23 protein-coding genes and 1 tRNA gene are annotated in these 19,753 nt (G+C 67.3%); 9 read left to right on the top strand and 15 right to left on the bottom strand.

Annotation, left to right across the window (positions count from 1 at the left end):
• Nucleotides 1-3 precede the first annotated feature (3 nt).
• The 3 genes from FPJ27_RS15945 (at nt 4) to FPJ27_RS15935 (ending at nt 2,342) form a co-directional block, all read left to right on the top strand.
• Complete coding sequence (locus FPJ27_RS15945) at nt 4-990, top strand: 2OG-Fe(II) oxygenase (protein ID WP_204423231.1); 987 nt, start codon at nt 4-6, stop codon at nt 988-990.
• Between the two features lie 12 nt (nt 991-1,002).
• Nucleotides 1,003-1,926, top strand: coding sequence for a DMT family transporter (locus FPJ27_RS15940; protein ID WP_204421765.1), 924 nt, complete (start codon nt 1,003-1,005; stop codon nt 1,924-1,926).
• Nucleotides 1,927-1,991: 65 nt separating this feature from the next.
• Complete coding sequence (locus FPJ27_RS15935) at nt 1,992-2,342, top strand: VOC family protein (protein WP_204421764.1); 351 nt, start codon at nt 1,992-1,994, stop codon at nt 2,340-2,342.
• A 27-nt stretch (nt 2,343-2,369) separates the two neighbouring features.
• Here the strand turns inward: FPJ27_RS15935 and FPJ27_RS15930 are convergent, their stop codons facing one another.
• The 3 genes from FPJ27_RS15930 to FPJ27_RS15920 all read right to left on the bottom strand — a co-directional run bounded on the left by FPJ27_RS15930 (nt 2,370) and on the right by FPJ27_RS15920 (nt 4,811).
• A complete protein-coding gene (locus tag FPJ27_RS15930; protein WP_204421763.1) occupies nt 2,370-2,777 on the bottom strand; it encodes a DUF2000 family protein in 408 nt (135 codons plus the stop codon).
• Between the two features lie 44 nt (nt 2,778-2,821).
• Entirely contained in the window at nt 2,822-3,679 is an 858-nt protein-coding gene (locus FPJ27_RS15925) for an AraC family transcriptional regulator (RefSeq protein ID WP_204421762.1), read from the bottom strand.
• Nucleotides 3,680-3,833: 154 nt separating this feature from the next.
• On the bottom strand, nt 3,834-4,811 hold the full coding sequence (locus FPJ27_RS15920) for an AraC family transcriptional regulator (protein ID WP_204421761.1): 978 nt from the start codon (nt 4,809-4,811) through the stop codon (nt 3,834-3,836).
• 41 nt (nt 4,812-4,852) lie between these two features.
• Here FPJ27_RS15920 and FPJ27_RS15915 point away from each other — a divergent pair, with 41 nt between their 5' ends.
• Nucleotides 4,853-5,602, top strand: coding sequence for an SDR family oxidoreductase (locus FPJ27_RS15915; protein WP_204421760.1), 750 nt, complete (start codon nt 4,853-4,855; stop codon nt 5,600-5,602).
• 84 nt (nt 5,603-5,686) lie between these two features.
• On the opposite strand, the gene FPJ27_RS15910 is transcribed toward FPJ27_RS15915, so the two are convergent.
• Entirely contained in the window at nt 5,687-6,988 is a 1,302-nt protein-coding gene (locus tag FPJ27_RS15910) for an aspartate aminotransferase family protein (RefSeq protein ID WP_204421759.1), read from the bottom strand.
• A gap of 78 nt (nt 6,989-7,066) precedes the next feature.
• On the opposite strand from FPJ27_RS15910, the gene FPJ27_RS15905 reads away from it, so the two are divergent.
• Nucleotides 7,067-7,951, top strand: a complete 885-nt coding sequence (locus FPJ27_RS15905; protein ID WP_204421758.1) for a LysR family transcriptional regulator — start codon at nt 7,067-7,069, stop codon at nt 7,949-7,951.
• A gap of 259 nt (nt 7,952-8,210) precedes the next feature.
• Here the strand turns inward: FPJ27_RS15905 and FPJ27_RS15900 are convergent, their stop codons facing one another.
• Nucleotides 8,211-9,452, bottom strand: a complete 1,242-nt coding sequence (locus FPJ27_RS15900) for an MFS transporter (protein WP_204421757.1) — start codon at nt 9,450-9,452, stop codon at nt 8,211-8,213.
• 138 nt (nt 9,453-9,590) lie between these two features.
• Here FPJ27_RS15900 and FPJ27_RS15895 point away from each other — a divergent pair, with 138 nt between their 5' ends.
• Nucleotides 9,591-10,463, top strand: a complete 873-nt coding sequence (locus tag FPJ27_RS15895) for a LysR family transcriptional regulator (RefSeq protein ID WP_204421756.1) — start codon at nt 9,591-9,593, stop codon at nt 10,461-10,463.
• Nucleotides 10,464-10,632: 169 nt separating this feature from the next.
• On the opposite strand, the gene FPJ27_RS15890 is transcribed toward FPJ27_RS15895, so the two are convergent.
• Nucleotides 10,633-10,717 (bottom strand) — tRNA-Leu (locus FPJ27_RS15890).
• Between the two features lie 146 nt (nt 10,718-10,863).
• On the opposite strand from FPJ27_RS15890, the gene FPJ27_RS15885 reads away from it, so the two are divergent.
• Entirely contained in the window at nt 10,864-12,189 is a 1,326-nt protein-coding gene (locus FPJ27_RS15885; protein ID WP_204421755.1) for a protein kinase, read from the top strand.
• A gap of 51 nt (nt 12,190-12,240) precedes the next feature.
• Here FPJ27_RS15885 and FPJ27_RS15880 read toward each other — a convergent pair whose 3' ends face one another.
• The 8 genes from FPJ27_RS15880 to FPJ27_RS15845 all read right to left on the bottom strand — a co-directional run bounded on the left by FPJ27_RS15880 (nt 12,241) and on the right by FPJ27_RS15845 (nt 17,631).
• Nucleotides 12,241-12,870 carry a LysE family translocator gene (locus FPJ27_RS15880; RefSeq protein ID WP_204421754.1) on the bottom strand — a complete coding sequence of 210 codons (630 nt, stop codon included), beginning with the start codon at nt 12,868-12,870 and terminating at the stop codon, nt 12,241-12,243.
• A 92-nt stretch (nt 12,871-12,962) separates the two neighbouring features.
• Entirely contained in the window at nt 12,963-13,136 is a 174-nt protein-coding gene (locus FPJ27_RS15875) for a hypothetical protein (protein ID WP_204421753.1), read from the bottom strand.
• 32 nt (nt 13,137-13,168) lie between these two features.
• Nucleotides 13,169-13,615 carry a copper chaperone PCu(A)C gene (locus FPJ27_RS15870; protein WP_072441851.1) on the bottom strand — a complete coding sequence of 149 codons (447 nt, stop codon included), beginning with the start codon at nt 13,613-13,615 and terminating at the stop codon, nt 13,169-13,171.
• 83 nt (nt 13,616-13,698) lie between these two features.
• Nucleotides 13,699-14,064 carry a copper homeostasis periplasmic binding protein CopC gene (copC, locus tag FPJ27_RS15865; protein WP_204421752.1) on the bottom strand — a complete coding sequence of 122 codons (366 nt, stop codon included), beginning with the start codon at nt 14,062-14,064 and terminating at the stop codon, nt 13,699-13,701.
• Nucleotides 14,065-14,320: 256 nt separating this feature from the next.
• Nucleotides 14,321-14,698, bottom strand: a complete 378-nt coding sequence (locus FPJ27_RS15860; RefSeq protein WP_204421751.1) for a DUF2946 domain-containing protein — start codon at nt 14,696-14,698, stop codon at nt 14,321-14,323.
• 92 nt (nt 14,699-14,790) lie between these two features.
• A complete protein-coding gene (locus FPJ27_RS15855) occupies nt 14,791-15,285 on the bottom strand; it encodes an SRPBCC family protein (protein WP_204421750.1) in 495 nt (164 codons plus the stop codon).
• A gap of 58 nt (nt 15,286-15,343) precedes the next feature.
• On the bottom strand, nt 15,344-15,646 hold the full coding sequence (locus FPJ27_RS15850) for a 2Fe-2S iron-sulfur cluster-binding protein (protein WP_204421749.1): 303 nt from the start codon (nt 15,644-15,646) through the stop codon (nt 15,344-15,346).
• An 80-nt stretch (nt 15,647-15,726) separates the two neighbouring features.
• Entirely contained in the window at nt 15,727-17,631 is a 1,905-nt protein-coding gene (locus tag FPJ27_RS15845; protein WP_204421748.1) for a sigma-54-dependent Fis family transcriptional regulator, read from the bottom strand.
• A gap of 306 nt (nt 17,632-17,937) precedes the next feature.
• Here FPJ27_RS15845 and FPJ27_RS15840 point away from each other — a divergent pair, with 306 nt between their 5' ends.
• Nucleotides 17,938-18,213, top strand: a complete 276-nt coding sequence (locus FPJ27_RS15840; RefSeq protein ID WP_239483216.1) for a DUF2964 family protein — start codon at nt 17,938-17,940, stop codon at nt 18,211-18,213.
• A gap of 239 nt (nt 18,214-18,452) precedes the next feature.
• Nucleotides 18,453-18,740 carry a DUF1488 domain-containing protein gene (locus tag FPJ27_RS15835; RefSeq protein ID WP_034180648.1) on the top strand — a complete coding sequence of 96 codons (288 nt, stop codon included), beginning with the start codon at nt 18,453-18,455 and terminating at the stop codon, nt 18,738-18,740.
• A 152-nt stretch (nt 18,741-18,892) separates the two neighbouring features.
• On the opposite strand, the gene FPJ27_RS15830 is transcribed toward FPJ27_RS15835, so the two are convergent.
• Nucleotides 18,893-19,750 carry an MBL fold metallo-hydrolase gene (locus FPJ27_RS15830; protein ID WP_204421747.1) on the bottom strand — a complete coding sequence of 286 codons (858 nt, stop codon included), beginning with the start codon at nt 19,748-19,750 and terminating at the stop codon, nt 18,893-18,895.
• Nucleotides 19,751-19,753: the final 3 nt, after the last annotated feature.

Genomic DNA, 19,753 nt, shown 5'->3' with positions numbered 1-19,753 from the left:
GCGATGAACAAGGGGACTGCATTGCCGGTGTTTGCGCGCGGGTTCGACCGGGTGAGGCTTGCGTTGCAGACCTCGCTGTCCGGCGGCGCGAATGTCGACGGCACGCTGGACGCGTCGACGGAGCCGATGCGCTGGACAAGCGATTGCCTGCGCGATGGCTACGAGGTGCGATATCGCCGCAACCTCGACGATCTCGGTTACCGCGACGAGCCGATGCGCGGCACGCGCACCAGCGCGCTCAACGCGGTGTGCAGCCTGCGCGGCCTGTTCACCGACGAAGCGATCGACGCGTTGCGCGAGATCGGCCGGGTGCTGGAAGGCAGCGCGTCGAGCAGCAACTGGATCATCTCGAAGCGGGTGCGCGCGGTGACGCAGCGCTCGCGGTTCATCGACGACATGATGCACGACCGCGCGTTCCTGTTGAGGGTGTCCCGTCTCGCCGGCGCGCCGCTGATTCCGTATCCGATGGTCAATGCGCGGTCGCAGTTCAATTATTACTATCCGTCGGCGCGGCACGACGGCAAGGAACAGCTGGGCATGTGGCACACGGACGGCACCAGTTTCGTGCTGAATATCGTGCTGTCGGATCGATCCGATTATGCCGGCGGCGATTTTCTGTTCTACGAATCGACCGCCGAGACGTTCGACCGGCATGACCGGGCACGCACGCATGTGAAGACGGCGAGCCTGGACCAAGCGGGCGACGCGCTGCTCATCTACGGCAGCAAGCTGTTCCATGGCGTCGAACCGGTCGAGGCGGGGCGACGCATGTCGCTGGTGCTGTCGTTCCATTGCCCGTATACGCGCGAGGACGATAACGGCTTCTGGCATCTCGCGTCGGACGACGGCATTCCGCGCACCATCGTCAACTGGCTGGCGCTGCAACGCAGCCTCAGGGACGACGCCGACATGCAGTACCACCGCCTCGGGCTCGCACCCATCCGGGCCGAGGATCTGAAAGACACCCGCTTGTCCATGGCAACACTCTGAGCGCCTTCGCCCATGCAGCTATTCCTGATCCAGCTTGTTTTCGTATTGTCGTGGAGTTCGGGCTTCATTGGCGCCAAGCTCGGCGCGGAGACGGCTGGCGCGTTCAACCTGCTGTTCTGGCGTTTTCTGCTCGTGACGCTGTGCCTGGCGATCGTCCTCAACCGGCAGCTTGGGCGACTGACGCTGGAAAAAATCCGCTATCACGCGGTGATCGGCTTCCTGTCGCAGTTCCTGTACCTGAGCTGCGTCTACGTGGCCATTCAGCACGGCCTGTCGCCGGGCATCGCGGCGGTCATCGCCGCGTTGCAGCCACTCATCACCGCGGCGATGACGACCCTGGAAGGCAGCGAGCGCAGCGGGGCGCGACAGTGGGCCGGGCTCGTCGCCGGATTCGTCGGCGTCGGCATCGTGATCGGCGGGCAATACGCGCTGCCGACCGAGTCGGTCGGCATCGTCATGTACATCCTGCCGCTGGTTTCCGCGCTGGGGTTGTCGGTCGCGACGATCTATCAGCGGCGGCGCGCGCTGACGGCCGCGCGCAGCAACGAGGACGGGCTGTTTCTGCCGCTGTTCGTGCAGGGAGGCGTCAGCCTGATCCTGTTCGCGGTGTGCGGGATCGTCACGGGCGACCTGCACGTGCCGACCCAGCCGAATGTGTGGGTGTCCGTCGTGTGGCTGACGGTATTCTCGACGTTCATGGCCTACCTGACGTTGTGGGCACTGCTCAAGCGCATGCCCGCGACGCGCGTGGCGACCCTCGTCTATCTCGAACCGCCCGTGACGCTGACCTGGGCCGCGTGGATGTTCGGCGACAGCATCCACGTTTCGACTTACCTCGGCATCGTTGTCGTCGCGATCGGCGTGTGGCTGGCCAGCAAGCAAGGCGAGCGAACCGCCCGGGCCCGGCGCGCGGAAATGGAGACGGCCGGCCGCTGAGCCGCTGGTTGCGCGCGCGGTTCCGGTGTAGCTTCGCGATACGACCCGGCCCGCGGAGGAACCCGATGAAAGTCAAACGAATCGTCGCCAATGTCGACACGCAATCGGTCGACGACGCGAAGCGTTTCTATCAACAGATCTTCGGTCTCGACCTGCTGATGGATCACGGCTGGATCGCAACCTACGGTAACGCCGAGCAGATGGATGTGCAGATCAGCTTTGCTTCGCAGGGCGGGTCGGGCACGCCGACGCCCGACCTGTCGATCGAAGTCGACGATCTCGACGAAGCGCTCGCGCGTGTTCATGCAGCGGGCATTCCCGTCGAATACGGCCCGGCCGACGAGCCGTGGGGCGTCCGGCGTTTTTATGTGCGAGATCCGTTCGGCAAGCTCGTCAACGTGCTGGCGCATCGCTGACCCAAAACGACGAACCAGCACCGGCGTTCACGCATGCAACGCCAGCCCCTTCACCGCCTTGTCCACAGCCTTCTTCGGCCCGTGCAACGCCAGTCCGACCAAATCGGGATTCGCCGCGTCCTCGGCGCGAAACACTGCGCGGTTGGCCGCATCATGCCCGGTCGAGAACATCGCGCGCACGTACGGCACGATCCGGAGTTCGCGCGACAGCGCCTGCCGGTGCGCGGCCTGCAGGCCGTTCAAATCGGCCGCGAACACCAGCATCGGTTGGCCGAGCATCCGGCCGTAGCGATTTCCGGCCGCATCCTCATAAGGCTCGCCGAGCGCTTCGGGCGCGCCGGCCGCGACGCCCGTCGCGAGAAACGCGACGACATTGAGTTTCTGCCACGCCGCGAGATCGTCGCGCACGATCAGTGCCACTTTCGTATCGAACATGCTTGCTCCTCGTTGAAGCACTCATGATCGGATGTCGCGCGCGATCAGTCTGGAACGTTTGTGCACATTTGCCGGTACGCAGCCGGCGTGATCCGGTAAGCGCGGCGAAACCAGCGGCCCAGGTGGCTCTGGTCGGCGAAGCCGACGTCCGCGGCCGCCTGCGCAGGCGTACGACCGGCCGCCAGCAGCCGGCGCGCGGCGCGCAGCCGCAAGCGCACCAGATACGCGTGCGGCGACGTGCCGAACGCGCGCTGGAACAGCCGCGTCAGCCGGAACCGGTCGATCCCGGCGACGCTGGCGCGTTCGTCGAGTCCGATGTTGCCGTCCATCTGCGCATGCAGCAGATCGCGCACGCGCGCGATCGCGGGCGGCACGACGCCGCTTTCCAGCACGAGCGGGCCGCGCAGTTCGCCGCCGAGCCGCGTCAGCAGACGGTCGAGCGTCTGGTCGCGCGCGAGCCTGCCTTCGTTGCCGTGGATCGCCAGAAACGCTTGCCGGATCGCGTCGACGAGGCCGCGGTCGTCGACGAGCGTATGGCCGAACGTGGCCTCGACGCCGCCCAGGCCCGGCAGATCCAGCCGGCGCGCCGCGCGCTCGACCCATGCTTGCGGCAGGTACAGCATGCCGTAGGTGAAGCCGCTCGCTTCGGGCGCATAGCCGTCGTGCATCGCACCCGGCTCGATCAGGATCGCGCGGCCGGGCACGCTCGTATGCAGCGACCGGTGGCACTGGAAACGCTGCACGCCCTGTTCGGTGAAGCCGACCAGCATGTCGTCGTGATCGTGCGCGTCGTACGCATGGCCGTTGAAATGCGCGTGCAGGCTTTCGATGCCGGTTTCCGGATCGCGGCGCGCGACGAGCCAGTGGTCGGTCGTGCCGATGTCCTTGCCCGTTGTCGTCATCGAATGCCTCGCGCGTCGTTGTTGCGTGTCGGGCAGTGTACGCAGATCGCGTGATGCCGGTGGCAAACGCGGGCCGTTCGTTCGGCAATCGCGCGAGAAGCGGGGCGAGACCCCGGCGCGCATCGCGATACGCGCAGTGGCGGGCATGCGCGGTTCATTCCTCGTTCGCCACCGCCTGTTCGTCGCGCGCATATTGCGCCGGCGGTCGCCCGACATGCCGCGTGAACGCGACGCTGAACGTGCTCGCGGAACTGTAGCCGACGCGCCCCGCGATCTCTGCGATGCGACTTTCGTTGCGGCGGAGCAGGTCCTTCGCGAGCGCCATGCGCCACGTGAGCAGGTATTCCATCGGCGCGACGCCGACCGCACGGTTGAAGCGTTCGAAGAACGTCGAGCGCGACAGCGCGGCTTCCTTCGCGAGCTCGACGACCGTCCACGGATAGGCGGGGCGGGCGTGCATTCCACGGATCGCGGCCGCCAGTCGATTGTCGGCGAGCCCGCGCACGAGGCCGGGCGACGCGTTCGTTTCGGCCGTGAACCGCAATGCCTCGATCAGCAGCACCTCGAGCAGGCGCGCCAGCACGATCTCGCGAGCGGGCCGCTGCGCGCGCGATTCGTCGCGCACCAGTTGCACGAGCGTGGTCAGCCGGGGTTCGCCGCGCACATGCACGAATTGCGGCAGCAGCGACACCAGCAGCGCTGCATCCGGCGAACCGAAGCTGCAGTTGCCGGCCATCATCCGCGTGTCGACCGGGTTGCCCGGATCGCCGATCCGGTATTCGCCGTTGTCGAGTGCGACCGGCGGCGCGGTTTCGACGCCCGGCGGCGGCGGTTCGAGGCTGGACATCGCGACGCCGTGGGCCGCCGGAATCAGCACGAAATCGCCGGGCAGCAGCTCGATCGGCGCGTGCCCGTCGATCGCGATCCGGCATCCGCCGTCGAGGATCGCGCAATAGAACGGCTCGCCGGCGACCGTGCGGTTGATCGACCACGGGCTCGCACCGTGAACGGACTTGGAGTATCGCGCACCCGGTTGCAGCAGCGTCACGACTTCGGTCAACGGGTCGATCATCGTCGGACTCTCGCAAAAGAAAAACGGATTTTCGATTGTAGCGAATACGGATCCGGCCATCTATTGTACGGACACGTGCCCAACACAACCCAGGAGTTCGCATGAAGACCGTACTGATCACCGGCTGTTCCTCCGGCTTCGGCCTCGAGATTGCCCGCCATTTCCTGGCCCGCGACTGGCAGGTCGTCGCGACGATGCGCGCGCCGCGCGAGGACGTGATGCCGCCGTCGGAACGTCTGCGCGTACTGGCGCTCGACGTGACGAACGCCGACAGCATCCGCGCCGCCATCGACGCGGCCGGCCCGATCGACGTGCTCGTCAATAACGCAGGCTTCGGCGCGGCCGCGCCGGCGGAGCTCACGCCGCTCGACACGGTGCGTGCGCTGTTCGAAACCAACACGATCGGCACGATTGCGGTTATGCAGGCCGTGCTGCCGCAGTTTCGCCAGCGTGGGGCCGGCGTGATCGTGAACGTCACGTCGAGCGTCACGCTGAAGGCGCTGCCGCTGGTCGGGGCATACCGCGCCAGCAAGGCGGCGGTCAATGCGTTCACCGAATCGATGGCGGTCGAACTCGAACCGTTCGGCGTGCGCGCGCATCTCGTGCTGCCGGGCCGTGCACCCGACACGCGTTTCGGCGACAACGCGCGTGCGCACATGCATGGCTTCGAACACGAGGCTTATGCGGAGTTCGTCGGAAAGGCCGTCGCGAGGATGCTCGATGCGTCGGGGCCGATCACCCATGCGCAGGATGTTGCCGAAGCCGTGTGGCGCGCGGCGACGGATCCGTCGAGCCCGATGCGCATTCCGGCCGGCGCGGATGCCGAAGCGTGGGCGGCCGAAACGCGTTGATCGATCGGGAATGCGTCGCGCCGGCCGGTCGAACCGGCGCGACGGATCGCACGATGCGGAGAAGGGCGTTACCGCGCGGCGGCGTTACACCGCGCGTTCGATCGCCTGACCGAGCAGCGACAATCCAAGATCGATCTCTTCGTCGCTGACGGTCAGCGGCGGCGCGATCCGGAACACACCGCCCATGCCCGGCAACTGCACGATGTTCATGCTGAGCCCGAGGTTCATGCATTCGCGCGTGATCTTCGCGCCGAGCCCGTCCGCCGGTTCTTTCGTCCGGCGATCCTTGACGATCTCGACGCCGAGCAGCAGCCCGCGTCCGCGCACGTCGCCGATGCAGTCGAACCGTTCCATCAGGTCGAGCAGGCCGCGCCTGAGACGATCGCCCATCGCGTTGGCCCGTGCGACGAGCCCGTCGCGCTGCACGACGTCCAGCACGCGCAGGCCGACGGCCGCGGGCAGCGGGTCGGACACGTGCGTCGTGTAGAACAGGTAGCCGAGTTCGTGCGCGCGTTCCTCGATCGCCGCGGACGTCACGATGGCCGCGAGCGGCAGCCCGGCGCCGAGCGTCTTCGACAGCGTCAGGATGTCGGGCGTCACGCCGTCGCGCTGGCACGCGAACATCGTGCCGGTGCGCCCGACGCCCGTCTGCGCCTCGTCGAGGATCAGCAGCATCCCGCGCTCCTCGCACTTGCGCTTGAGCGCTGCCATATAGCCTTCCGGCAGTTCGATGATCCCGCCCGAACTGAGGATCGGCTCCGCGATGAATGCGGCGAGGTTGCCGCTCGACTGGCGGTCGATCAGGTCGAACGCGTAGTCGAGTTCGGCGAGATGGTCGTAGGCGGCGTTGCGCTCGAAGCGCGGCCGGTACGTGAACGGCGCCGGAATCGCGAACGAGCCGACGGCGGCCGGGCCGACGCCCTTGCGGCCCGCGCTGTACGTGGCCGACGCGGCCGCGCCCGTCATCCCGTGCCACGACTGCGCGAAGCCGACGATCTCGTACTTGCCGGTGACGAGCTTCGCCATCCGGATCGCCGCTTCGTTCGATTCCGCGCCGGTGCTGAGCAGCAGCGCGCGGTCGAGCCCGTCGGGCGTGATGTCGGCGAGGCGCGTCGCGAGATCGACGACCGGCCGCGACAGCATCCCGCTGAACAGATGGTCGAGCTTGCCCGCGTATTCGCCGATGACGGAGACGATCTCCGGATGGCAGTGGCCGAGCACCGCGCTCATCTGCCCCGACGTGAAATCGAGGATCGCGCGGCCGTCCGCGTCGTAGACGAAGCTGCCTTTCGCGCGCTCGATGATCATCGGCTCGAACGTGCCGCCGTAGCGGACCAGATGCTGCCTGGCGTTGCGCCAGAAGGTTGCGTCGTCGTTCAGGGACATCGGGCTTCTCCGGGCAAGGGGGCAGGGATCGCTTGCAGTCTAGGCGCGCGTCTGGTTTGATGGAAACGAATAGTTCTTATGCAAGGTAGAAAAGGAGCTAATACCTTGGGACTTTCGCTCGACATCGACCTGCTGCGTTCGTTCGTCGTGATCGCCGAGGTGCGCGCGCTCAGCCGCGCGGCCGCGCGCGTCGGCCGGACCCAGTCCGCGCTCAGCCAGCAGATGAAGCGGCTCGAGGATATCGTCGACCAGCCGCTGTTCCAGCGCACCGGCCGCGGCGTGGTGCTGACCCACCCGGGCGAGCGGCTGCTCGTGCATGCGCAGCGCATCCTGCGGCTGCACGACGAGGCGATGGCCGACCTGTGCGGCACGGGGTTGTCGGGGACGATCCGGTTCGGGTGCCCGGACGATTACGCGGAGGTGTTTCTGCCGTCGCTGCTGCGACAGTTTTCGAGCCAGCATCCGCAGGCGATCGTTGAAATCGTATGCGGGCCGACGCCGCGGCTGCTCGAACAGCTGGAGAAACGCGCGGTCGATCTCGCGATGATTTCGCTGCCGGACGACGGGGCGAACGACGACATCATTCGCCGCGAGCAACTGGTCTGGATCGGCTATCCGGGGCTGGAACCCGCGCATTTCGATCCGCTTCCGCTCGCGCTCTCCGATCGCGATACGCTCGATCACATCGCGGCTTGCGAAGCGTTGCATCGCGCCGGCCGCGCTTACCGCGTCGCGTATGCGAGCAGCAGTCTCGCGGGGCTGATCGCGCTGGTGCGCTCGGGGCAGGCGTTCGCGGTGATGACGCAGACGGCGGTGCCGGCCGACCTGGCGATCGTCAACGGCGATCCGCGGTTGCCGCCGTTGCCGGCCGTGGGTATCACGCTGAGGTTCGACCGGAAACGGCCGTCGCATCTGACGGCGGCGTTCGCCGAGCATATCCGGCTGACGCTGCCGCTGTTGTGATGGGCGAGGCACGGCGATTGGCGCCTGCGCGTATGACCGCCGCGCCGCCGTTTGTCGCGGCTTCGAATCAGTCGACCATCGACGAGGTTTGTGCCGGCGCGCGGCCATGCATATCCACTACCGCATTACGCATCCGGATCTTCGCCCGCATGTCCGGCAGATTTAGTTCGATTTCCTGATATTGATTGACCGGATCGGAATCGGCGACGATGCGGCAGACGGTGATTGACCGAAAAACGCGGGGCGTCCGCCGCACCCGTTACGCGCGGGTCAATCGCCGTGCAGCCAGCAACCCGAGAGCGAGCAGCACCGCGACATACGCGGCGACGCCCGCCCACGCGCCGTGTTGCCAGAACGACCCGCCGACCGAGCCGAGCACGCTCGACCCGAGATAGTACGCAAGCAGGTACAGCGATGCGGCGTGCCCTTTCGCCGATCCCGCGAGATGGCCGACCCAGCCGCTCGCGACCGCATGGGCGACGAAGAAGCCGATCGTGACGAGCACGATGCCGACGACGATCGCGGCGAGCGAATGCGACAGCGTCAGCGCGAGGCCCGCCGCGAATACGAGCATGCCGCTGACCAGCACCGGTGCCCGTCCGACGCGGTCGGCGAGCGCGCCGGCGCTCGATGAAGACACCATCCCGAACAGGTAGGCGCCGAAGATCAGGCCGCACTCGGTCGAACTCAGGTTGAAAGGGGCCGCCGTGAGCCGGAACCCCGCATAGTTGTATATCGTCACGAACGCGCCCATCACCAGGAAGCCGATCGCGAACACGAACGGGAGCCGGGCGTGACGCAGTTGCGCGTTCCACAGCCGAAAATGGTGGCGCAGCGTCAGATCGGTGCGCTTCACGAAGCGTCGCGATTGCGGCAGCAGCATCACGAAGGCAACTGCCGCGAAGAGATCGACGACGCCGATCGTCAGCATCGCCGTCCGCCACGAGAAGTGCTCTTCCAGCGCGCTCATGCCGATCCGTCCGACCATGCCGCCGAACGCGGTTCCGCCGACATAGAGCCCCATCGAGAAACCGAGCCCGTCGGACGCGATTTCTTCGGCGAGATAGGCCATTGCGACCGCCGGGACGCCGCCCAGCGCGAAACCTTCGAGCGCACGCCAGACCAGCAGCAGGTTCCAGTTGGGCGACAGCGCGGCGAGCACATTGAACAGGGCAGCCAGCGTCATCGACGCGAACATCAGCCCGCGTCGTCCGACGCGTTCGGACAGTGCGCCGGCGCACAAAATCGAGACCGCCAGCATCCCGGTCGACAGCGACAACGACAGCGAACTCGACGCCGCGCCCAGCCCGAACTCCCGTGCGAACGCGGGAAGCAGCGGCTGGACGCAGTACAGCAGCGAGAAGGTGGAAAAGCCGGCGAGGAAGAGCGCCAGCGCGATGCGCTTGTACGCGGCCGAGCGCGGGGACACGCCGGCAGGCAGCGCATCGGGCGCGGCGTTCCGCGTACTGGGCATGGATCGGGAAATCGAAGCGGAGGACATGGGTGCACTCGATGTGCGATGGAATGCCGGAATTCTTGCGCACCGTCATGTATATGTCCAATATATGAAAGAAACCGTAGCGATATGTTTAACCACTGGCTGACGAGCCGGCCCGGCTCACCGTGAGGTCACTAGCGAATGGAACTCAGGCATCTCCGATACTTTCTGGCCGTGGCGGCCACGTCGAATTTCACCAAGGCTGCCGAAACGCTCGGCATCGGTCAGCCGCCGTTGAGCCAGCAGATCAAGGCGCTCGAGAGCGAACTCGGCGTGGAGCTGTTCAAGCGGACCGCGCGCGGTGCCGAGCTGACGCTGGCTGGTGAGGTCTTCGCGGAAGAGGCGCGCCGCGTGCTCGACGATGCCGAGCGGGCGGCGCGGGCGGCAAGGCGGGCCGCACGCGGGGAAACCGGGCATCTGCGGGTGGGCTTCACCGGGACGGCGGCGTTCAATTCGAAAGTGTCGGATCTGATTCGCCGCTTTCGGGAGGCGTTTCCGGATGCGGAGCTGACGTTGCAGGAAGCGACCTCGCGCGTCCTGCTGGAGGCGCTGGATGCCGGGCATCTCGACGTCGCGATCGTGCGGCCGGAACGTCGTGTCGCCGCGACGTTGCGGGTATTCGACTGGGACGAGGAACCGATGTTCGTCGCGCTGCCCGTCGCGCATCGGCTGGCGCAGCGTCGGCGCATCGATCTGGCCGAGCTGGCCGGCGAGTCGTTCGTGCAGGTGCCGCGGGAGGCCGGCAGCGCGCTGTTCGACGACATCGTCGCCGCATGCAATGCCGCCGGATTCGAGCCGCGCATGGCGCAACCCGCGCCGCAAATCACGTCTGCGGTGACGCTGGTCGCGGCCGGGCTGGGCGTGTCGGTCGTGCCGAAGGCGATTACGCAGGTGCAGGTTGCCGGGGGCGTCTATCGGCCGTTCGCCGGTAATGCGCTTCGTGCAAGGCTTGCCATTGCGTCGCGATGCGACGAGCCGTCGGCGGTCGTTCGCAATTTTCTTTTGCTGGCCTAGCGGGGTGTGCCGAGGTGCTTGGGGCAGATCCGTCCCGCGCTTGAATCTCCCGGTGCGCGCCGGGCTTGCATCGGCATCGTGTCGTCGAACGCGATAAAAACAAAAAACCCGCGAGGCCATGCGCTGTCGCGGGTTGTTGAAAATGCTCGAAACGCGGAGAAACCGCATCTGGTGCCGACGGCGAGACTCGAACTCGCACAGCTTTCGCCACTACCCCCTCAAGATAGCGTGTCTACCAATTTCACCACGTCGGCACTGCACTGCAAGGGGCGCAATTCTAGCGTCACATTGCGCGTTTGTGAAGGGGGTGTGACACGATTGCGGTGTGCCTGAGGGCGATCCCGGTAGAATTCGTGCGATCGGTCCGACGACCATCGCTACTGCCATCCGCTTTCTCCCCGTGACCACCACCCTCGAACAACTGCAGGCCGGACAACTGTCGGGCGCCCGGCAACTCAAGCTCGCGTGCGGGCTGACCGAGTTTCCTCGCGAGATTTTCGATCTGGCCGACACGCTTGAAGTGCTCGACCTGTCCGGCAATGCGCTCGCCGCGCTGCCGGATGACCTGTCGCGGCTGCACCGCCTGCGCATCCTGTTCGCGTCCGGCAACCGCTTCACCGTCTTCCCCGAGGTGCTCGGCGCGTGCGCGCAACTCGACATGATCGGCTTCAAGGCGAACCGGATCCGCACGGTGCCGCGCGGATCGCTGCCGCGTGCGCTGCGCTGGCTGATCCTGACCGACAACGAAATCGACGCGCTGCCCGCCGAGATCGGCGACTGCTCGCGATTGCAGAAGCTGATGCTCGCGGGCAACCGGCTGCGCGCGCTGCCTGCCGAAATGGCCGCATGCCGTGCGCTCGAACTGGTGCGTCTGTCGGCGAACCGGCTGGACGAACTGCCCGGCTGGTTGCCGCGCCTGCCGCGCCTTGCGTGGCTCGCCTACTCCGGCAATCCGTTCAGCGCCGCGCCGGAAGCCGCGGCATCGGCCGGGCCGGAGGTCGCGGACGTCGACTGGGCGTCGCTCTCGTGCGAGCAGAAGCTGGGCGAAGGCGCGTCGGGCGTCATTTACCGCGCGCAATGGCGCGCGGACGGTCATGCGCCGCGCGCGGTCGCGGTCAAGCTGTTCAAGGGCGCGGTGACGAGCGACGGGCTGCCCGATTGTGAAATGGCCGCGTGCCTGCACGCCGGCCGCCACCCGAACGTGATTCCGGTGATCGGCAAGGTGCGCGGTCATCCGGACGGCACGCACGGCCTCGTGATGGAACTGGTCGCCCCTGCGCTCGCGAACCTGGCCGGGCCGCCGAGCTTCGCAACCTGCACGCGCGACGTGTATGCGTCCGACACACGATTCGAGCCGGCGGAGGCGGTGCGGATCGCACACGGCATCGCGTCGGCCGCACGCCATCTGCACGCGCGCGGCATCATGCACGGTGACCTGTATGCGCACAACATCCTGCACGACGGCGAGGGCGGCGCGCTGCTGGGCGATTTCGGTGCGGCATCGTTCTACGACGCGAGCGACGTGCGGCATGGCGCCCGGCTCGAACGGCTGGAAGTCCGCGCGTTCGGCCATCTGCTCGGCGAATTGCTCGCGCACTGCGCGCCGCACACATGGGGTGGGGCGAGTGACCTGAAAGCGCTCGCGGCGGCGTGCGTGAGCGAGGACATCGACACCCGGCCGTCGTTCGACGGGATCGTGGACGCGCTGGCCGCGTGGAAGGTCTGACGGGGATGGGCTGCCCGCCGTGCCGTCCGTTGCCCGGCGTGCGTACGCTTATTAGACCTGCCGTGCAGTCAGCAGCTTGATCCCGAGCCCGACGAACAGCAGCCCGCTGACGCGCTTGAGCGTACGCACCGCGCGGCTCATGCCGAAGCCGCGATGGAACCGGCGCACGCCGGCCGAATAGACGCTGTGAACGACCACGACGGTGCACGCGATCGTCACGTACATCACGACGAACTGCAGTGCGAGCGGTCGGTCGTGCACGATGAACTGCGGCATGAACGCCGACAGGAAGATCATCGTCTTCGGATTGCTGCCCGACACGAACAGCGCTTCGCGGAACAGCTTCCCGCGGTCGGGCACGGCAACCTCCGCTGCGCCGGTCGCCCCGGCTGCCTTGCGGTCGCCGCGCAGTTGCCGGACGCCCAGCACCATCAGGTACGCTGCGCCGACGACCTTCATCGCGACGAACAGCGGCGGCATCGCGGCGAGCACCGCGCCGACGCCGAGCGCGACCAGCAGCACGACCACGCCCTGCGCGACGAGGTTGCCTGCGATCGTCGCGGCGGTGCCGCGCGTGCCGTAGCGCACCGTGTTGCGGATGACGAGCAGCACGTTGGGCCCCGGCGACAGCGTCGTGGCGAGATAGGCTGCGGCAAACAGCATCCAGGTCTGAATGGCCATGCGTCGCTCCGAAAGGCGGTTCCGGCGGTAGGGGTGAAGCGATGATGCCACGCCAAAATGGCGCAGGCATTCGCCGGAACCGGCGCGGTGCGTCAGCGCGCGTCGCGCATGCAGTACGCGGGGATCGACGGCGGCGTATCGATCGCGGCGGGCCGCGTCATCCATGCGATCCACGCGGCCCATAACCCGCAGGCGATCAGGACGGCGATATTCAGCGGCGTCCGGTAGCGGACGATCAGGTCGGCCAGCGGCAGGCGGTGCTTCATGTTCGTCTCCATCGGTAGTTGCGCATGCAACGTTACTGGCCGGTGTACGCCGGCGCCTTCGCGTCGCAGGTCACGGACACCGTCGAGCCGTCCGCGAAATGCAGCCGGAACGGCACCTTCGCGCCGGGCGCGACGGGCTGGCGCGGTTGTTCCAGCATCACGTGATAGCTCTTCGGCTTGAACGTCACGGCGCCGTGCGCGGGCACCTCGACCGCGTCGACATGAACCATCTTCGCGGTGCTGCCGTTCGTCTGCGTTTCATGCACCATCGCCATCCCGTACGCGGGGGTGTCGATGCCTGTCAGCCTGGCGGGCGCATCGCCGTCGTTCTTCAGCGTGAAGTAACCGGACGACGGCACCGTCGCCGGCATCGCGCGGATCCAGCAGTTGTCAGCCTGCACGGCCGGTGCGGCGAACGTGGCGGGGGCTTGCAGCGCCAGCAGCGCGAAGAGCAGGCCGGTCGGAATCGAGCGTTTCATCGTTTGTTCTCCTTATCGGGGGTGCTGCATGGGGCATCGATGGCAATGCGATCGGCGCGGAACGCCGATGCGCATCGCGTGCATCACTTCAGCGTGAACGTGTAGCCGCCTTTCGTGCGATGGCCGTCGCTGGCTACGGCGATCCACGCGACCGTGTACGTGCCGGCCGTCAGGCTGGCCAGCGCGACGTGCATCCGCTTCCGGTTGCCGGCGTCGACGGCCGATTTCCCGTCGGCGACCGACTGCCCGTGGCTGTCGGTGACGGCGATCGAGCTGAAGGCCGGCTCGAGCGCTTCGCTGAAATCGATCGTGACCGCGTGCGGCGCGTTCGAGAGCGTGGCGCCGGCGGCCGGTTCCTGCGTCTTCGGGAGTGCGTGGGCCTGGGCGGCCTGGATGACGACGAAGCCGAGTGCGGCGAGTGCGCCGCGAACGAACGGGGTGGTTTTCATGGCTGGTTGTGCGAGTGGCGAATCGGATGGACACACGGATTCGACGGACGGATGCGCGAGCGGCATCGCAGCGGCACCGATGCCGGCTGCGGTCGGCGCGACAGTACGCACCGGAAGCGGCCGACCGCACGCACGGCACGACGCCGCGCGCAACACGGTGACACATGATCGTCCTTCGAAACGTGACACGTCTCGCACGCCGGTGGCGTGCGCGGACCGCGCGATGCGCTACGGCATCACGCGCGATGACGACGGTTCAGGACGCGAGCGGAGGGGCGCGCGGCTGCGCGGCCGTGAGCGGCAGCGCGCGGCGCAGGCTGTCGAAGCGGGTCGCTTCGCGGTGCTGGATGACGCGTACGTTGGCCGCGAACGTCAGTTCGGGCGCGGGCAGTGCGGGTGTATGGGCAAGCAGGCTGCAGTAGCCGCATGCCTGGAGGTGGGCCTGCAGGCTCTTCGACGACGAATCGGCGGAGCGGTCGCCGGTGGCCGGCGCGGCCGTGCAGTAGCCGGCCAGCAATGCATCGACGCGGCCTTGCGTCGTCAGCGCCTGCGAGATCGTCGGCGCGAGCGCCGTCATCAGGATGGCGAGCATCCCGATCAGACTGCCGATCTTCCGGAGACGACGACTCAGCATGCGATGCGCGGCGGCGTATGGGCGACGATGGAGCGGATTATGCCACGCACGTCGATTCGCATGTCGGCAGGGGTGTGCGGCATCGCGGCACGTTATGCGTGCTTCGCCAGATATTTCGTGATCAGCATCATCTGCGCGGCCCAGCCCTGATCGTTCATCTCGCGCGCCTTCGCGCGACGCGCTTCGATCAACTGGTCGAAACCCGTTTCGGTGACTGTCAGCAGCGTGCCGCCGGCCTGCGGGGTGAGCGTGAACGTGACGAGCGTCATCGGCTCGGATGTGTAATCGAAGTTCGGATCGATCGCGAACGGATGCCAGCGAAACGAGAACAGTTGCTTCGGCTCGATGCGGTCGACGACGATTTCGAACACGGTGCCCGCATAGGGCTCCTGTGCCTTGGCGATGTCGTCGTCGACGCGCGTCGGCGTGATGCGGCCGAACAGCGGCTGGTCGGCCGCGAACGGCCCGTCGAACGTGACGCCGAACCAGTGGCCGAATTCCCCGGAATTGCTGACGGCTTCCCACGCGCGGTCGGGCGATGCCGCGAGCAGGGTCTGCTTTTCGATGCGATCGGTTTGCTGGGTCATCACGTTCTCCATGCAGGATCAACCGTTGCAGGACGGCGCGCGCGACTGCGCGCCATGTCTAGTCGAGCATGACCGCGTCGGGCACGTCGAGCACGAGGTCGGATGTCGCGATGGCCACGCACGGCAGCGTATAGCCGTCGGCCTTTTCCTCGCGGCTCAACCCCGGCCATTCGATCGTATAGCGTACGCTGCCGCTGACGATCCGGCAAAGGCAGCTTCGGCACGTGCCGTTGCGGCACGAGCGCGGCAGCGACACGCGCGCGAACGCGGCGGCCTCGAGCAGCGTCAGCGAATCGGGCGCATCGAAGGTCGTGCCGAGCGGCTCGATACGCACGAGGGGAGGGTGTTCCGGGGTGGTCATGGGAAGTGGGCGGCGGATCGGCGGCAACGCGCCAAGCATACCCGAAGCCGCGTGCGGCCGGCGCCCGCCGGCCGCGGGTATCAGTGCCGGCGCAGGTACCGGTACACGGTATTGCGCGCGAGGCCGAGCTCGCGCGCGGCCGCCGACACGTTGCCGCCGTGCCGCGCGAGAACCGCGTCGATCACCGCGGCCTGATGGCTTTGCAGCGTCGTTCCTTCGCGCGGGTCGGCCGGTGCTGTCGCGGCCGCAGCAGCAGGTGCCGCCGTCGCATCGTCGCAGTCGAGCCAGAAATCGTCGGGCAAATGCACGAGCGTGATTTCGGCTTCGTCTTCGGCGAGCATGCCGGCCGTGCGCAGCACGTTGGTCATCTGCCGCAGGTTGCCGGGCCAGCGGTGGCGCGTGAACGCGTCGAGCACGTCGGCCGCGATGCGGCGCGGCATCGGCTCGCTGCGGGCGAGCCGCGCGAGAATCCGGTCGACGAGCGCGGGCAGGTCGGTACGCGCGGCGAGCGCCGGCAGCGTGACCGCGAGCCCGTTGATCCGGTAGAACAGGTCTTCGCGGAACGTGCCTTCGGCGATCATCGCGCGCAGGTCGCGATGGGTCGCGCAGACCACGCGCACGTCGACCGGCACCGCGCGCGCGCCGCCGAGCGGCATCACCGCGCGTTCCTGGAGCACGCGCATCAGCCTGACCTGCTGCGCGAGCGGCATGTCGCCGATCTCGTCGAGAAACAGCGTGCCGCCGTCGGCCTGCGCGATCTTGCCGGGGCTGCCGCGCTTGCGCGCGCCCGTGAACGCGCCGTCCTCATAGCCGAACAGTTCGGCCTCGATCAGCGAATCGGGCAGTGCCGCGCAGTTGACCGCGACGAACGGACCGTCCGCGCGCGGCGATGCCTGGTGCAGCGCGCGGGCGAGCCATTCCTTGCCGGTGCCGGTCTGGCCGAGGATCAGCAGCGGCAGGTCGCGCCCGCGGATCTTCGCGACGCGCTCGAGCACGGCGGCCATGCGTGCGTCGCCGGTGTCGAGCGTCGCGAACGTGATCGCGTCGGGGTCCGGCGCGCGCACGCGCGCGGCCGGTGCGGGCGGCGTGACGGCGACGGTCGTGCGCTGCGCTTCCGCGAATTCGCAGCGCGCGAGTACGCGTACGCCGGTCGACAGCGTGAGACGGAACGTCGCGCCGGGCGCGCGCGCCGCCTGCTGCGCGAGCTGGCCGAAGCGCATGCCGAACAGCGCGTCGCAGCCTTGGTGCTGCAATGCATCGAACGGCGCGCCGAGCTGGAATTGTGCGCTGCGGTTCGCGGCGATCAGCCCGCCGTCGGGGCCGAACGCGACGAGCCCCGCAAACAGCGAGTCGACGCAATCCTCGTGCGCGTGAAAGCGCAGCCGCAACGCTTCCGCACACTGGTTCGCGAACAAGTGGTTTTCGATCAACTGTGCGGACATCCGCACGAGCGCGAGCGTATGCGGACTCGAGCCGCGCGGGTCGCCGCTGACGTCGAGCGTGCCGAGCGTGCGGCCGAACGGATCGAAGATCGGTGCGCACGAGCAGGTGAGGATGTGATTGGCGCGCAGGAAATGTTCGGCGCCGTGCACCGCGACGGCCTGGCCCGATGCGAGCGCGGTGCCGATCGCGTTGGTGCCGCGCGCGCCTTCGGCCCACGACACGCCGGTGCACAGCGCGACGCGGTTGGCTTTCTCGATGAAGTCCGCGTCGCCGATGCTGTGCAGGATCACGCCGTCGGCGTCGGTCAGCAGCACGAGGCTTTGCGTATCGGCGATTTGCGCGTGGAGGTTCTCCATCACCGGGCGGGCGTGCGAGAACAGTGCATGATTCGTGTCGAGCAGTTCGCGCAGCGCGGTGCGCGACAGCGCCGAGAAATCGGGGCGCTCGTGCGCGCGCAGGCCGACCGCGGTCGAACGCGCATGCGCCTGCGCAAGCAGGTCGGTGCGACCCGCGGTGGCGGGCAGCACGAAGGGTTGCGGCATGACTTGTCTCCTGTCGGCCAGAGTTAGCGCTTCAGCGCTTACTCTGGTCCCATGCTTCGCGGTCGGCCCCAGTTAGCGCTTTAGCGCTTCAGCGCTTACTCGGGCCTCATGCTCCTTGATCGGCCAATCCTGTGCCGCGGTACTTGCCGAAGCCATATCGCCGAAATCATCTGCGGATTCCACGTTTCGCTTGCGGCGCACCATCGGGCACGAAGGCCGACCATCCGGGTACGCATCATCATACAAGCGCCACGTGCGATATGCGACCGCGGACAAAATCCACTTGCTTTTAAATGGCCGCATGCAATGATGGAAATGGAACACGCACGCGCCGTGTTCCGCATTGCAACATGCATGCGACGCGACATGCATCCGTTCGGGAGACGCATCATGGTTCGGACGGAACTGAGAGTCGTGCTGGCGGCCATTGCCACCTTCATCATGCTGGGCGGCATTGCCGTGGCGATCCACGGGTTGCTGTTCGATCTGACCGATGCGGTGCGATACGGGGCGGCCGCGATTGCGGTGGGCGTCGCGACGGCCGCGATCGCGCTCAACGTCTGGCCCACCGATCCGCACTGATGCCCGTTTCCGAAACGGTGCCGCAAGCCGCGCTGATCTGATGAAATGCGCGTCGGAACGACGCATGCCGGAAAATTTGTCTCCTGCGCGAAACCGTCTAAAGTGGAAAGCAACCAGCAGGCATTGTCCGCGCCATACCCCGCGGACGGTGCTTCCGCTGGCGAGCCCGCGTACATTTCGTCCGGCCGGTGGCGGACGACGCACGCGGTCATTCGTTTTCTACCGGTCGAGGCGGCTTCATGCAGATCCATTTCACGAACGAGAAGCCTGAATATTCGGGGCGCGACCTGATGCTGGGGTTCACCGCGCTGGTCAATGGCGAGCGCGTCCAGTGTCAGATCACTGCCGAGGCGCTGGAAGACCACTTCGGCGCGGCATCGCCGCGCTTCGAGGACATGGTCGGCGCATTCGACCAGCACCGCGATCGCATCGAGGCGGCCGCACGGCGCCTGCTGTCGGAGACGCGCGCGCAATGCGTGACGCTGCGCAGCGGTTATGTGCGCTTCTACGAGGCGAACTGGCGCTGAACCGGACGACCGGACAGCGACTGAGCGGGCGCCGAATACCGGCGCCCGTGTCGTATCGGCGCACGCTCGTTCGACCGCACGCTGACGCCGCCTGATGCGCGGCCGATCCGATCGTCGTGCGGCGCGATGGCGTGCCCGTTGTTCCGTTTCGCTCAGTCCGCCCCGGTGAGCGCATACGCGCCGCCTGTTTCGCCGTTCGTTCGCGTAATGCGTGCGAAGCCGGCTTCGGCGAGGTGCATTCCCGCAATCAGCAGGTTGTCCGAAGCGGCCTCGGCGAGTGTTGCCGCGCGCGTCGCAAACGCCTGCGACGGATTGTGATCGAACGCGATCGAGACGTCCGGGCGAGCCACCTGAATCGGCGCGAAATGCACGAGATCGCCCCAGATCAGCAGGCACTCGCCACGCGATTCGATGCGATAGCCGGTGTGACCGGGCGTATGCCCCGGCAGCGGCACGGCTACGATGCCGGGCAGCACGCCGCCTGCATCGATGGTGCGCAGCTTTGCCCGATAGACGTTGAAAGTGTGCCGCGCGATCCGGAAATTGACGCGAGCTCGCTCATTCGCTCGATCGTACGATTCACCGTCCAGCCAGAACGAGCGTTCCCGTTCGTGAATGAGCACCTCCGCATCCGGAAAGGCCGGCTGCCCGCTCGCGTCGAGCAGGCCGCCGATGTGGTCGGGATGCGCGTGCGTCAGCAGGATCGTGTCGATGTCGCGCGTATCGATGCCGGCTCGCGACAGCGACGGAATCAGGCGGCCGCCCCAGTTCCGGATGCCGCCGGCGCCGGCATCGACAAGCACGGTGCGGCCGTTCCCGCGTATCACGTAACAGTTGATGTTCACGCTGGACGGCGTGTGGATGCCCGCCCGGTGCATGATGCCGGTCGCGTCGTCGAGCGCGATGTTCGAAAGCAAGTCGAGGCCGGCCGTCAGCGTGCCGTCGCTTATCGCGGTGACCGAGAAATCGCCGATCCGGCGGAACGGGAAGCAGGGAAGTGGTTCGCTCATGGA

Origin of the sequence: Burkholderia sp. MS455, from assembly GCF_016899445.1 — a bacterium.
In the GTDB taxonomy this organism is placed as follows: domain Bacteria; phylum Pseudomonadota; class Gammaproteobacteria; order Burkholderiales; family Burkholderiaceae; genus Burkholderia; species Burkholderia pyrrocinia_C.
This window is presented reverse-complemented; position numbering and strand designations above follow the sequence as displayed.